A 13,121-nucleotide genomic window follows, 5' to 3' on the forward strand; every position below is an offset into this window, starting at 1 on the left:
ACTCCATATTTAGCTTCTTATGTCCTTACACTTTTACAACTACTTTATAAATCCCTTATCTCCGTAAACGGTTATAAATTTCTTAAACATTTTTAGTTAAAGGTTAGTTGTAACTATGAACCCAAATTTGCTTTTGTTAAGGTAATCCGCACAATAAATGGTGTTATGCCGGCTTGATACCCTCTTGGTGGAGCAAAATTACAATGTTCGTACAATTATGTGAACTTAGCCCTCATTAGTTATAGATTCCAGTATCAAATACTGTAATGATAGGAGAGTAGTACATTTGAGTAACAGGTGCTGGAACCAGTAAGCTCTTAAGTACACAGATAGTTGTATAATGAAGATTAAATTGTAGACCCTGTAAGGAACTGTACGGTATATCAGTGTCTTCCTGTGTTTTATTTTTATAATCATCCACTAGTGTGTAATTAATATTACACTTATTTAGTCTACTTAATATTCATTGTGGAGATATTTTTCACCATAATCTTCTCATGATATTTGCGTAGTCAGCACTGTCAATATCAGAAAGCTTGTTACATATTTTTGAATCTTTTAACTGCATAGTGTTGTGTAAACTTGCATTCACTGCTGCCGTCTTTACAAAAAGAGAATTTTCTTTTTTAATCACTATCTGTGGTAATGATAAATCTATTGCCTTCTTTATCTTTTGCTGAAAACTCATTACTGCTCTTATTTATAGAATATTGTTCCTTTGGAAATGTAGGTGTTAAATGATATGTAATAATACTACCTTAATAAAAAAGAGCTGTTCTAGTGTAGATTTATTAATAAATAATATATATTATAGTATAATTAGTCTAGAATAAACTTAATAAACCTCAGTAGGTCTACCAGTTGGACCCATAAGAATGATTTGCTCACCTTCTCTTAAGTATCTGCATAAATTAGTAGAACCTCCGGTTTCCAGCACAATAGTGGAAATAAGTCCTTTTTTTCTGTCTACTTCAGTGCCAGTTACAGCTATACCTTCCATAGCAAAAGTTGTATTATTGATTTTTCTACTATTGGTTTCGAAATTTTGTAACCTAAAGAATTGTCCAGGTTGAAAGTTTTTTGCAGCAAGTGGTGCTTTAATTACTACTTCCACGACTTTATCTGTTAAATATTGGACTTTTACTACTTTTGCAGTAAATTGTTCTTTGATCCTGTTAAAGAATTCTTCATTAGTCCGGTGACTTAGTGTTATTCCAGTGCGTGACGCTGGAATCCAATTCTTTGTTAATTTCGCCGAAAATGTTGCATAGTGCGCTTGTTTATAATCGATTTTGCTAAACCCCAGTGTCACGCACTGGGGTGACAAGAAAGAAGAATTGAAATGATACCCTTTCTGGTGGAGGTTGCTTTCAAGCCATAATGTTTGTACGGCTGTGTGTCTGGGCACTGGGATGACATCCTTTATGATGAAAGTTACCCTTATATTATGACATTCATATAGTTGCGTATGTGACGCTGAGGTTCCGGTATTAAGTACTGGGGTAATAGGAGAAGATATTGGAATGACAGTAGCGGTGTTAGCTCCACTCAAAAGCTGGGAAATAATAGGGTAACCGTTCTTGGCGCTTGCCATGGCTTTCACGACGCTGCCACTATACGAAGGGTGAAGGTCGCCAAAAAAACTAATTGTTCTATCACCTTGTTTATACACTAATATTCTATCTTTATTTTGCATTTTAGGAGAGAGTATTGGATCTATTTCCTCTCCTAACGAGTTTAGGTGAGTGAAATATCCATTGCTTAATTTAAAATGCTTTTTATCTTCTGTTGCAATAACCGTGTTTGGCTCAGTGCCTGCTGCTATGAGGATAGAGCGTGCTTTTATATACTTAATTTCATGAGATTTTGTGTCGATCAGTTTTATTGACTCAATATGACTATATTTATCCGTCATAATTTCAACTGGCTCTGAGTTTTCGATGAAGTAGATTCCTTCTGACAATGCATTTTGCACCTCTTCGCTATTTAATCGATAACTTGGCGAATCTTTTAGCTCTTTTCTGTATACAACTTTCACTCCCCCTAAGCTCTGCATTAGCTCCAATATTTTTGCTTCTCTATTCTCTTTTTTCGCTAATTCTTTCTCTTTGCAGATCAGCTGTGCGTGTGATATAAACTCGTCCGCAATTTCGCGTTCTTCTTCTGTCCAGTCTTTTTCAACATAGTCTTTTCCACATTTATCAACCAATACTTCGTAACGAAGAAGAAATTTTTCTGCTTGAATCGGATAGTACGCTAAAGCTTCGGTTGCAGTGTCAATTGCGGTGAGTCCCGCACCTATGACAACTATCGGCATACGGACTTGCAGGTTTGCTAAGGAATCAAGTTTGAGAGCACCGGTGAGTTGTAATGACATGAGAAAATCGGAAGCCATACGCACTCCACGAGCTAGTATATTCTTTATTTTTATCATTCGTGGTTTGCCAGAACCAAGTGCTAGGGCTATGTGATTAAAACCCAAATTGAACGCATCATCAACGGTTACTGTGCTACAGAAGCGAATACCTCCGTAGATTGCAAAATTCTCACGTCTTTCCAGTAATAATCTAATGATCTTTAAGTAGTTTTTATCCCATCGAGAGGTAATGCCGTATTCTGCTACTCCACCAAACCCGTCAGCTATACGTTCACTCAATTTTTCATGTTTAAAATCTTTAATTGGCTGGAGATCATCGTTCAAAGGCTCTATTTTTAATCCATCAATGGCGATAACATTGTGTCCATCATTTAATAAATGATGAGCTAAGTTAAAACCTGCAGGACCGAGCCCAACAACTAAGACGTTTTTTCCAGTATTTTCTTTTGGCAATGGCTGCTGGAAATTTAAAGGGTTCCAGCGGCTAAGTAGAGAATATATTTCAAATCCATACGGCAAACTGAGCACATCATCCAAAATTCTTGTTTCAACCATTGGCACATTCACAGGTTCTTGTTTTTGATATATGCATGAATTCATGCAGTCATTGCATATTTTATATCCGGTAGCTGCACATAGCGGATTATCTATCATCGCAATTGCAAGGCTTGCTATGTTGTACCCTTCACTTTTCACCAGATTCATTTCTGATATTTTCTGTTCCAGCGGGCAGCCGTGCAGTTCAACCTTGAGTGAGGATCTTTTAAAAGTATTGTATTTATTCAATAGACTTTTTATGCATTCCTCTGGCATTTGAGTGCATTTCCCTGTCATCCCGGTGCTTGATACCGGGATCCACTCTTCTTTTTTTTTGGATTTCAGTGTCATATGCTGGAATGACAACGAAGTTTCCAATAACCCTTTTGAACAGCTATCCTTATTTTGTTTATGGCAGAATATGCAATAGTGAGCATTATCTAATGCTTTATCTAAACTTACCTTTTCACCTATTAGATCAAAGCCATATCGTCTTTTTATTTTTTTTGAATACAGCACTTCAACTTTATCCACTTCTTTTTTAGAAAATGATATCAGATTTTCGTGGTCAATTTTTCTGTGAATATTAAAGAGTATACTTCGTTTATTTTTCACTCTCCACGCTGCATATTGTGCTGCAAGTTCTATTTCATCTTTATGGGTTTCTCTGTCTTCAAACCAGTGCATCACCTGCTCGGCAAAAATTTTTTCTGTTGTTGGTAAAGTAAGAAAGCAATTTAGTTCACTGGTAACATAATCAATATCTATATTCGCTGTATCGGTATATTTCTTCAATGCGTAGCGCTGAACAAATAACCTTTTGCATTTGTATATTACAGCAAAGTCGTTGTGCTTTTTCTTTAACTCTTCTATTTCTTTTTCGACATTGAAAAGTTTTGCAATAAACCCATCGAGTAAATACGCAAGATCTATAATCAACTGGCTATCTGTCATTTGACTAGCTGAAGTTGGGTATTTCCTGGATTCTAGTGTTGCGCACTGGGATGACACCGAAGAAGAAGCTGTTTTTTTGCTTGACACTGGTTCTTTTTTTCTAGATTCTGATGTCCAGTACTGAAATGATACTGAAGAGGGGGTTGTTTCTTCTCTCGCTTTAATCAATGAGCAAAATAAATCTTCATCGCATGATTTGATATAATCTAAAAATGCCTCATCTAATTTTATTAATCCATTGCGAGTGTATAAATTCGAAAATGAGGCGTTAAAATTCAGCAGCATTGCTATATTATACAGCGCATATACTGTTTTTCACAGATAAAAATTTTATATGTTTTGCAGCATAGCTAAAATTGTTGCTTCTGCAACTTTTTCCTCGCCAACATATGCGAAACACTCAAATTTACAAACACTTAAGCGTGCATTTTTAAAGTCAGCTTGGAGAATCAATGTGTCTCCTGGGGTAACTGGCTTCCTAAATTTTGCATTTTCAATGGACATAAGGTAAACAACTTTATTTTCCATCTTACTTTTACTGCCTTTGCCAAGGATACATATTGCAGATGCCTGGGCCAAGGATTCAACTATTAAAACTCCTGGCATTATTGGATGATTGGGAAAGTGGCCAATAAAAAATGGCTCATTGAAAGTCACATTTTTAATTGCTTTTATACTTTTACTTGGATCGCATTCTATCACTCTATCTACTAAGAGAAATGGATAAGAGTGTGGTAATATTTTTATAATATCACTGATATTAAACTGCATGATACCCTTGGAGTAAGCCTAGTTAACTCCTTTCAAAGTAAATTCTGGTATTTCCTTATTTATATTTTTTAATACTACATCTGATAAATCAATTTCATTCATGGAGTATAAAACTTGATTTTTCTTTGAAATAAATAATACCAAGTCTATGTTGTTTTTTTCTGCCGTTTTTTTAGCAACTTCTTTTATCTTGTTAAAAACACTATCTACTGCGTCCCTATAACTTTCTTCCAGGTATGACATTTTTTTAGTGTAATTATCTCTAGCACTTAAAGCTAGCTTGTTAAATTGCTCAGCCCTTTCTTTTTTTGCTTCTTCTGACAAAAGTTCAAGTTCTTCTTTGGAAGGCTTAAGTTTGTCTAGCTCATTTTCGAACTCCTGCTGTAGCTTAGAGTTTTGCTCTTTTATTTGCTGTTGTATATTGTGCAAAGCAAGAGATTCATTGATAACTTTGTCACTATCAATAATTGCAACTTTTATGTTAAGCACACTCTGAGGTTGGTGTTTTACAACCTTGTAACCTGCAAACAAGGAAATAACTAAGGCAATAACTGATATAAATAATTGTATATATTTCATTTAAATCCCCACTTCAATAGAAAATTTAATATTTGATGATGGTATTATATCATAGGGCTCTTTAGCTAAAGGGAATCCAAAATCTAACCTAAATCTACCACCAAAAGGAGAAGGCATTGAGAAACCAAAGCCTGGTGAAACTCTCACGAGTTTACTATCGTGATATTTCCCCTCATACTCCTTTTTAATATCTAAGCCGAAAAGTGTTGCGTAGTCAACAAATAATGAACCTTTGATACCAACGTAATCGTATAATTTTGGTAGTGGAAAATCCACTTGTTGTGTTAGATTAAAATAAGTTTTGCCTCCTAACGAGCTTTTATTTTTATCTTTTGCTCTTGGCCCAATACCAGAAAGGTCAAACCCCCTGATCTCATTACCACCTTTAAAAAAGCGTTGGCCAATGTTTAGCTCTTTATCAGTATAGGAAAAAATATAACCTGCTGCCATTTTAAAACGCAGTATTATATCATCATCAATTTTACTTAATATAGGATGCGTATAAAAAGATAAGAATTCAGATTTTAGGAAATTCATATTTCCTCCAAGCCCAGAGATATCCTGGCTTAAGCGCAACAAATACCCCTCTCTTGGAGCATAAAGATTGTCCAGTTTATTATATGCTAATGTATATCCTACTGATGAAATTTGGTATTCACCTTGTTGACTCCGTATTATCTCAGAGATATCTTCGTCTTTTCCACCCTTATTGTCCATGTGTATATGGTTATACTTATAAGAATAACGAATAGAATTAGTTAAGTTTTCTATAATTTTATGTAATAATTGTGCTATCCCTCCCCAGTCATAGCTATCAAAAGTAGTGTTTGGTTTATCTTGTCTTTCATAAAATACATCTACACCTAGTGATGTATCAGAATCATTAAAATTGTTTTCAACAACTTCAACATTGGTAGAAAATACATATTGACTTTTCTCAAGGGCGAAGGAGAGCTCTTTTCCAGTACCAAATAAATTACGGTCTTTGAAATCAGTTTTTATAAATGCTCCACCAGGAAAAGACACACCTCCTCCTAAATACAGCGAGGTAGTATTTTTTTCTTTAACGTTTAAGTCAAGATTTACTGCATTGTCATTAATTGCATAACTATTTATTTTTACTGTTTCAAAGAAATCACTACCAATTAGTCTTCTACGTGACTTTTGAATCTCAGATGTATTGTACGCGTCACCTTCTGCTACACTAAGCTTGCTTCTAATTACTTTATCTAAAGTACGATCATTACCGTCGATTGTAATTTGGTTTATATAAATCTTTTTACCTGGCAACACTCTATAAGTCACATCTACAACATTACCGTGCTGTGTGTATTCTGGATTAACTTTTGCAAATATATATCCTATCTCATTTAAATACTTGTTTATTTTTTCTACTGCGTTGCTCACTTTAACCCTATCGAATACTTTATTGTCTTCTTTAGTTATCAGTTCCAATACTCTCTCTTTTAGGTCTGGATCTTGAATTTCAGCTTCAACATTAACTTCGTTACTTCCAAATAAATATTGTTGTCCTTCATCGATTAAAAAAGTTAACTCTATTTGATTATTATTATCAATTTCAGCAATTGGCTGAATGCTATTATTAATGTACCCCTTAGATGAATAAAAGCGATCGAGCAATTCTTCATTAATTAACAAATACTGTGGCGAATAATGATTTCCACCTTTAAAAATGGCTCTAAACAACTTATTAAATATGTCATTACTTTGCATTTTTATAGCTCGCTCTAGCTCATTTTCAGAAAAGTTTTTATTACCTATAAATCTTACACTCTTAACTCTAGAGGTTTTACCTTCCTTTACTTTAAAGATTAAATTAACCCTATTGCCATCAAGCTTGTCCAGCTCATATTCAATTTTAACACCAATCTTACCATTATGTCTGTAGAGGGCGACTAAATTCACTAGATCACTCTGCAATTTTGTCTCAGTGAAAATAGTTAAAGGTTTTGATTGGATAACGTTATTTAGTAGTTCTTTGCTTTTAAATTGCTTATTACCTTTTAATATTACCTTGTTAATCAACGGATTTTCTTGGACTTTTATTACCAATTTTTTTTCATTGTCGATATAGGCATGAACGCTAGCAAATAACTTTGTTTTATATAAGCTTTTTATAATCGAATCTATGTCGTCGTCGTTTACATAACTATCGGGCTCTAATTTGATATAAAACTTTATTGTTTGATCGCCAACCCGCTCGTTGCCAATGCATTTGATATCCTTTATTTGCGTTTTTTCATTATTTTCTGAAGCGGCAAGTAGAATAGGAAAAGAGATAAAAATTACTATTAGTATATAAGATAGTTTTCTCATATTTATCTTAAAAAAGATGCCTTATATCATTTGAGATTGCGATTGCCATTAGCAAGAACAAAACGGAAGCACCAAAAGTAGCTGCATATTTTTGATACTTCAAACTCAAATCTCTACGTATAACTGCTTCTATAATGTAGTGAAATAAATGTCCACCATCGAGTAATGGAATTGGCAGCAAGTTAATCGCAGCTAAATTAGCTGAAATAATTGCCATAAAGTATAAAACCATAATAAATCCTTTTTTAGCTGATTGCCCTGAATATTTTGCGATTTTTATCGGTCCACCTATTTCATTTACACTCCTCTTGCCAACGATAATTTGAAAGAGAGCTTTGATTGTTAAGCACATAGTATGATAAGTTTCGCTTACTGACAAGCTTACAGCTCCAAGAAAAGATGACTGCTTTAACTCCTTTATATTAACTGAAGTAATTCCTATGGTTTTTCTTTCTATTATGTTGCCAAAAATATCCTTATCTTCAATTGTCAATGGCGTAAGACTAGTGCTATACTCCTCATTATTCCTACTATATTTAATTTCTATTTTCGTTTCAGGATTTGACATCATTACACGTGAAATATCTTCGAAGTATTTTATTTTATGCTCATTAATCTGTGTAATAGTGTCACCTGGTAATAGGCCAGCCTGCTTTGCTGCACTGCCTTCAATCACCTTTCCAATTACTGGTGGAGTGTGATAATAACCTACTACACTAAAAAATATCGTCAGGGCTATAATGGCAAATATCATATTTGCAAATGGTCCTGCAAAAACTATTGCTGCTTTTTGATATCGAGGTTTTGTATGGAGTGAATATGACTTTTCCTCTTCAGTTAATTCTTGTTGATCAATTGGGATGCTCGCTGCATTGTTGTCTCCTAGCATTTTAACATAGCCGCCAAGTGGAATAGCACTTAATTTCCATCTGGTTCCAGACTTATCGTAAAAACCAAAAATTCCAGGACCAAAGCCTATAGAAAAAGACTCAACTTTAACTTTGTATGCTTTGGCAATAATGTAATGTCCATATTCGTGCACAAATACTATGACAGAGATAATTAAGGAAAATGACAAAAGATTATATATTCCACCGCCAAGTTGATAAATAAGATTAGAAATTAGTTCCACCTATGTTTTTTTAGATCTTAACCAAGTGTTAAGTATATTAAAACATGCCTCGCTTGACAAATGCTTAATTTAATCTTTTAATTAAAAAAAATTCAATGACAATGATAGATATCTCTTTATTAAGAAGAAAATTGATATATAGAAGCTGGCATAGAGGCTGCAAAGAAACCGATATCCTTTTAGGATACTTTGCGCTGAAGTATCTTGATAAATTTTCCCTGAACGAACTAATTGAGTATGAAAAAATAGTTGATCTTGATGACTATGAGTTATATTGCTATGTAACTTGCAAGACAAATCTTCCCTCTAACTTAAGTAGTGATATAGTCAATTTGATTACTCATTTTATTAAAGCTAATCCTTTATACACTCGATAATCTTATTTACCCTATCTAATACTTCAGTATATTCTGTTCTTTTTTCATTTTTATAGTTTTCACGTTTTTGATTTATTTCATCCAACTTTTTTGTTAGCTCTAAAACTTTATCTTCAAGAATCAATGCTGCAAGCAGGAAATTTAATGTATCCGAGCCCTTACCTCCAGTTTTGTGAGATATAGAACTAACTAGTTTGTTAAAACTATTAGCAAGATGTAGTAAATGATCTTTCTTTCCACTTTCACAAGATATTTTATATGTACTATTGCGTATAACTATCTCTACTACTTGCATATAATGCTGAAAGTTTTTATTATACAGTTTAACTTAAACCTCTACTTTTATCTTGTTTGCAGTATAAACTTTTATTCGTTTATTAAGTCGGATAATTTTTTACTGCTACGAAAATATGTTTTAAAGTATTGACTTTTTGCAAACTTCTGTAACATCAAATGACTCGTTTCTTTTAGGTTATAACTCCTAATTGAAAAGGAACCAAACCCCCTAATTTCAACTCTGTTATGACGCTCCAATGTACTTGAAAGTATCTCAAAAAATCTGTTAACTATAGCTGCTATAACTATCCTATCCAAAAGAGGATGCCTTTTTGCCACTTTCGTTATTATATTAGATTTCGTTGCCATTTATACAAAGCTAAAATTATATATTATTTAGCGGATAGTATCACATTATATTCTTCAACACCTAATACTTCAACTTCTATTTTGTCTGATATAGAAAACTTTTTACTTTCCGGTAGATGTTCTTGATCTATTAAGAGGGCTACATCATTTTCAACTTCAACAACTAGTCCGCTATCTTCTCTTTTACCTACAGTAACCTGCATTTTATCGCCTACCTTAACTTTCTTTATCAGCTCTATAAGTGGATCATACTCTATTTGTTTTATGCCAAGATAAATTCTTGTTCGATTCACGTTAGCCCTTATTACTTTTGCTTCTATTGTGTCACCCACATTGTACTTTTTTATCTCATCTGAACCATTTTTAGACCAGCTTAGATCTTGTGCATAAATTGTCCCTTCTACGTTTTCATCTATTTCGTCATCGTTAAAAGTAATAGATATGTATGAGATGGTATTATTTTTAACTTTACCAGAAACAATAGAACCAGGAGGATATTTATTGACAAATACTTGCCAAGGATTATCTACACATCTTTTCATGCTCAAGCTCATCCTGTTCTTAGTGATGTCAACATTGAGAATTTTGACAGATACCTCTTGTCCCCTAGTTACAAGACTGTTAACTGGCAGATTACTTTTAACCCAAGTTATTTCCGATGAGTGCACTAAACCTTCAATTCCAGGTTTAAGTTCAACAAACAATCCATAATCTTCTATACTTGTTATATGACCTTTATGTATGCTATCAACTTGGTATTTTGACTCTACATCTTGCCAAGGATTATCCTCTAGCTGCTTTATACCTAGAGAAACTTTTGCATTTTCCTTATCTATTTTTATAATTTTAACTTTTATGATCTGACCACAAGCAAAGGCTGCGGATGGATGACTTACTCTGCTCCAAGAGATGTCTGTGATATGTAGCAGTCCATCTATCACTCCTACTGCATCTGATTCATGAATACCGACAAATACACCGTAATGAGTAATACTCTTTATTTTCCCTTCTATTACATCGCCCTCATTTAAAAATTCTAAGAACTTAGTTTTTTCACCAGCGTGCAATTTCTCTAATACTAGCTTTCTCGATACTACAATGTTACCCTGTTTCTTATCCATTTTAAGCACAATAAACTTTTGTTCAGTTTCAATAAGGTGCCTAGCATCTTTTACTTGCTTCAAATCTACGTGGCTTAGTGGTAAAAAGGCACTTATTCCGTCACCAAGATCGACAATAAAGCCACATTTAATTGAACGTTTAATCACTCCACTTACTTCAGCTTTTGTAACTGCATCTTCTTCTAGCTTATTCCATTTTTCATCCCTAATTGCTTTTTCACGGCTAAGAATTACATTACCATGATAATCTTCAATTCTTTCTACATAAACTCTGATTTTAGAACCAACAACAATTTTATCATTACAACCAAGTTCCTTGATTGGAATCCTTCCATCAGACTTTAGCCCAATATGAACTACGATATCGTTAGGATTCACTCTCGTAATTATACCTTCTACTACATCTCCTTCCTTGATTTTATTAATGAAAGAATCTTCAAATAAAGCATTATCTTGATCTTCAAATTGGTCTTGACATATCTCCTCTATAAACTTGTTTGATGATAGTTTCCTGATGCTGATAGGTAGATTTACAGTTGGATCATTATTATTCATGCAATGTGACCTTTAATTTAAGCTTTATTAGAAATCATATATTATATAATATTAACAACTATTTACAAGCAGTTTTTTTATTAAGGCCTTCTCAAGGCTTGTTTAAACTATATAGAGTATGGCTGGTTAAAATAGGTTGCTACAGTAGGTTTTGTGGCATGTCAGAACCAATATCTGTAGAGGCTGGGAGGTACATAATTCATAGAGGTTTGCTTATAAATTCTTGTGCAGCTTGTTAATATCATATTAAGCAGTTGATAGTTACTAAAATGCCTAGCTATGGTGTTCATATAATATATTAATTGAGGGGTAAAGTGGACTTTAGAAAAGCTACTATGGAAAGCAGAAGAGGTAGAAGAAGACCTGAAAATAGTGCAAGGGAATTAAGGCTAAGACAAAATAGAAGAAATACAGGTAGAATGATGATGGAAGAAGTAACGGAAGGTCTTGGACAATTTGAACTTAAGAGTGGAATTGAAAGAAGAGGCCGTGAGCCAGAAACATTCGAAGATGGTACAAGGGAGTTATTAATAGGATTAACAATAGGATTAGAAGTAAGTCTACGACAAAGTAGAGAAAATATAGAAAGGGAGTTAGAAAAAATGTACCTAGATAGCAAGTTGTAAGGTACGGCCATAGTCATGTTACTGGTCACTGGGCTCTTCACGTTCTGACGATGGTAGCAGTTCATAAACTAGTTTCTGGCAGGCTTTGTTGAATAGCTACTTGTTATGCAGACTGGATATAAAAAAGTAAAACGTAAGGTAATGTGCTGCAGGTATGCTACTCTACGCTTCTTGGGTAACTTAAGCGTTCTATGAAGACAGGCTCTTTCTTGGTCAGCTGTAGACCACATAATTTTCTGCAATTAAACAAATAAAAGTCACTAGAATTCATTTTTTCTTGCATTAAATATTGAATGAAAATCTTAGTTAGATCAACTATATTCATGTAGAAAACAGGTCCTCTTTAGCGTCACAACAAATTCGTTTATTTACTTTTCTCAAAATTGCAAAAAAGTACCTACCTTTTTAAGAAGAATATTAAAAATTAACAAATTATGAAAAGAAAATAGAAGATTTTGAACAAATCATTAGAAGCAAAGGGCTATATATATAGGTGGTTAAAGTAGGTTATTGCATCAGGTTTTGCGTTATGCTGAATTACTATAAAGAAAGATTTGAACAAGCAAGGAAGTGGAGGCAAGCGGGATCGAACCGCTGACCTTCTGCGTGCAAAACAGATGCTCTACCAGCTGAGCTATACCCCCCACTTAGAGAATAAACTAACCAGAGCTAAAATACAAGAAGTATTTATCTATAGGCTCCTTACGAAACGCAGTATATTGAATTTTTTATATAATCTAAACCAAATGAAAACAGGGCAAATTAGTATTTTAAAAGTTTTAAACGCTGGATACTTTTAAATTGCTTTAGCCGTAAATGTTTAAGAAACTCACCAAGCAGGAAAAAAAGCAAAAGAAACCCTAGTCATATCTCTTATAGGAACTTAGCATTAATGTCGTATATGCTTGATAAGTAGTCAACCTTGGAATTGTAAATATCCATAACGTCATGATTAAGGGTAATGCGGAAGTTTTTCAATAATTTCTTTATAAAAAAAGAAGATTAGTTGGTTTTTTAACTAATCTTTAAAAAAGACAAAAAGAACAATGCAATGTGAGTTGTTTACTGTTCTCTCAAAAACTTGGCGCTTATTACATTACTTAATAAGTG

11 protein-coding genes and 1 tRNA gene are annotated in these 13,121 nt (G+C 33.7%); 2 read left to right on the plus strand and 10 right to left on the minus strand.

Going from position 1 to position 13,121, the window contains the following annotated elements:
- Positions 1 to 481: 481 nt before the first annotated feature.
- The 6 genes from CCY16_RS00880 to rseP all read right to left on the minus strand — a co-directional run bounded on the left by CCY16_RS00880 (position 482) and on the right by rseP (position 8,687).
- On the minus strand, positions 482 to 688 hold the full coding sequence (locus CCY16_RS00880; RefSeq protein ID WP_088414229.1) for a hypothetical protein: 207 nt from the start codon (positions 686 to 688) through the stop codon (positions 482 to 484).
- Positions 689 to 835: 147 nt separating this feature from the next.
- Positions 836 to 4,153, minus strand: coding sequence for an FAD-dependent oxidoreductase (locus tag CCY16_RS00885; RefSeq protein ID WP_088414231.1), 3,318 nt, complete (start codon positions 4,151 to 4,153; stop codon positions 836 to 838).
- Positions 4,154 to 4,198: 45 nt separating this feature from the next.
- Entirely contained in the window at positions 4,199 to 4,639 is a 441-nt protein-coding gene (gene fabZ / locus CCY16_RS00890; RefSeq protein WP_088414233.1) for a 3-hydroxyacyl-ACP dehydratase FabZ, read from the minus strand.
- 18 nt (positions 4,640 to 4,657) lie between these two features.
- Positions 4,658 to 5,218 carry an OmpH family outer membrane protein gene (locus tag CCY16_RS00895; RefSeq protein WP_088414235.1) on the minus strand — a complete coding sequence of 187 codons (561 nt, stop codon included), beginning with the start codon at positions 5,216 to 5,218 and terminating at the stop codon, positions 4,658 to 4,660.
- The gene (gene bamA, locus CCY16_RS00900) at positions 5,219 to 7,555 is read right to left on the minus strand and encodes an outer membrane protein assembly factor BamA (RefSeq protein ID WP_088414237.1); all 2,337 of its coding nucleotides are present in this window, start codon (positions 7,553 to 7,555) and stop codon (positions 5,219 to 5,221) included. It abuts the gene before it with no gap.
- 7 nt (positions 7,556 to 7,562) lie between these two features.
- Complete coding sequence (gene rseP / locus CCY16_RS00905; RefSeq protein ID WP_088414238.1) at positions 7,563 to 8,687, minus strand: RIP metalloprotease RseP; 1,125 nt, start codon at positions 8,685 to 8,687, stop codon at positions 7,563 to 7,565.
- A 101-nt stretch (positions 8,688 to 8,788) separates the two neighbouring features.
- On the opposite strand from rseP, the gene CCY16_RS00910 reads away from it, so the two are divergent.
- Positions 8,789 to 9,064, plus strand: coding sequence for an FAD assembly factor SdhE (locus CCY16_RS00910; protein WP_088414248.1), 276 nt, complete (start codon positions 8,789 to 8,791; stop codon positions 9,062 to 9,064).
- Here CCY16_RS00910 and CCY16_RS00915 read toward each other — a convergent pair.
- The 3 genes from CCY16_RS00915 to CCY16_RS00925 all read right to left on the minus strand — a co-directional run bounded on the left by CCY16_RS00915 (position 9,042) and on the right by CCY16_RS00925 (position 11,385).
- Entirely contained in the window at positions 9,042 to 9,359 is a 318-nt protein-coding gene (locus CCY16_RS00915; protein ID WP_011256259.1) for a cell division protein ZapA, read from the minus strand. The genes CCY16_RS00910 and CCY16_RS00915 overlap by 23 nt on opposite strands.
- A gap of 71 nt (positions 9,360 to 9,430) precedes the next feature.
- The gene (locus tag CCY16_RS00920) at positions 9,431 to 9,709 is read right to left on the minus strand and encodes an HU family DNA-binding protein (RefSeq protein WP_088414240.1); all 279 of its coding nucleotides are present in this window, start codon (positions 9,707 to 9,709) and stop codon (positions 9,431 to 9,433) included.
- Between the two features lie 23 nt (positions 9,710 to 9,732).
- Positions 9,733 to 11,385, minus strand: a complete 1,653-nt coding sequence (locus tag CCY16_RS00925) for a 30S ribosomal protein S1 (RefSeq protein WP_088414242.1) — start codon at positions 11,383 to 11,385, stop codon at positions 9,733 to 9,735.
- A 314-nt stretch (positions 11,386 to 11,699) separates the two neighbouring features.
- Here CCY16_RS00925 and CCY16_RS00935 point away from each other — a divergent pair, with 314 nt between their 5' ends.
- Positions 11,700 to 12,011 (plus strand): hypothetical protein, encoded by a 312-nt coding sequence (locus CCY16_RS00935; RefSeq protein ID WP_088979761.1) that lies wholly within the window; start codon positions 11,700 to 11,702, stop codon positions 12,009 to 12,011.
- Between the two features lie 571 nt (positions 12,012 to 12,582).
- Here CCY16_RS00935 and CCY16_RS00940 read toward each other — a convergent pair.
- A tRNA-Ala gene (locus CCY16_RS00940) sits at positions 12,583 to 12,655 on the minus strand.
- Between the last annotated feature and the right edge of the window lie 466 nt (positions 12,656 to 13,121).

The sequence above is a fragment of the Wolbachia endosymbiont of Wuchereria bancrofti genome, from assembly GCF_002204235.2.
In the GTDB taxonomy this organism is placed as follows: Bacteria; Pseudomonadota; Alphaproteobacteria; order Rickettsiales; family Anaplasmataceae; genus Wolbachia.

Coding starts and splice junctions, on each gene's coding strand:
- CCY16_RS00880 (WP_088414229.1), bottom strand. CDS start 688: ATGAGTTTTCAGCAAAAGATAAAGAAGGCAATAGATTTATCATTACCA.
- CCY16_RS00885 (WP_088414231.1), bottom strand. CDS start 4,153: ATGCTGCTGAATTTTAACGCCTCATTTTCGAATTTATACACTCGCAAT.
- fabZ (WP_088414233.1), bottom strand. CDS start 4,639: ATGCAGTTTAATATCAGTGATATTATAAAAATATTACCACACTCTTAT.
- CCY16_RS00895 (WP_088414235.1), bottom strand. CDS start 5,218: ATGAAATATATACAATTATTTATATCAGTTATTGCCTTAGTTATTTCC.
- bamA (WP_088414237.1), bottom strand. CDS start 7,555: ATGAGAAAACTATCTTATATACTAATAGTAATTTTTATCTCTTTTCCT.
- CCY16_RS00910 (WP_088414248.1), top strand. CDS start 8,789: ATGATAGATATCTCTTTATTAAGAAGAAAATTGATATATAGAAGCTGG.
- CCY16_RS00915 (WP_011256259.1), bottom strand. CDS start 9,359: ATGCAAGTAGTAGAGATAGTTATACGCAATAGTACATATAAAATATCT.
- CCY16_RS00920 (WP_088414240.1), bottom strand. CDS start 9,709: ATGGCAACGAAATCTAATATAATAACGAAAGTGGCAAAAAGGCATCCT.
- CCY16_RS00925 (WP_088414242.1), bottom strand. CDS start 11,385: ATGAATAATAATGATCCAACTGTAAATCTACCTATCAGCATCAGGAAA.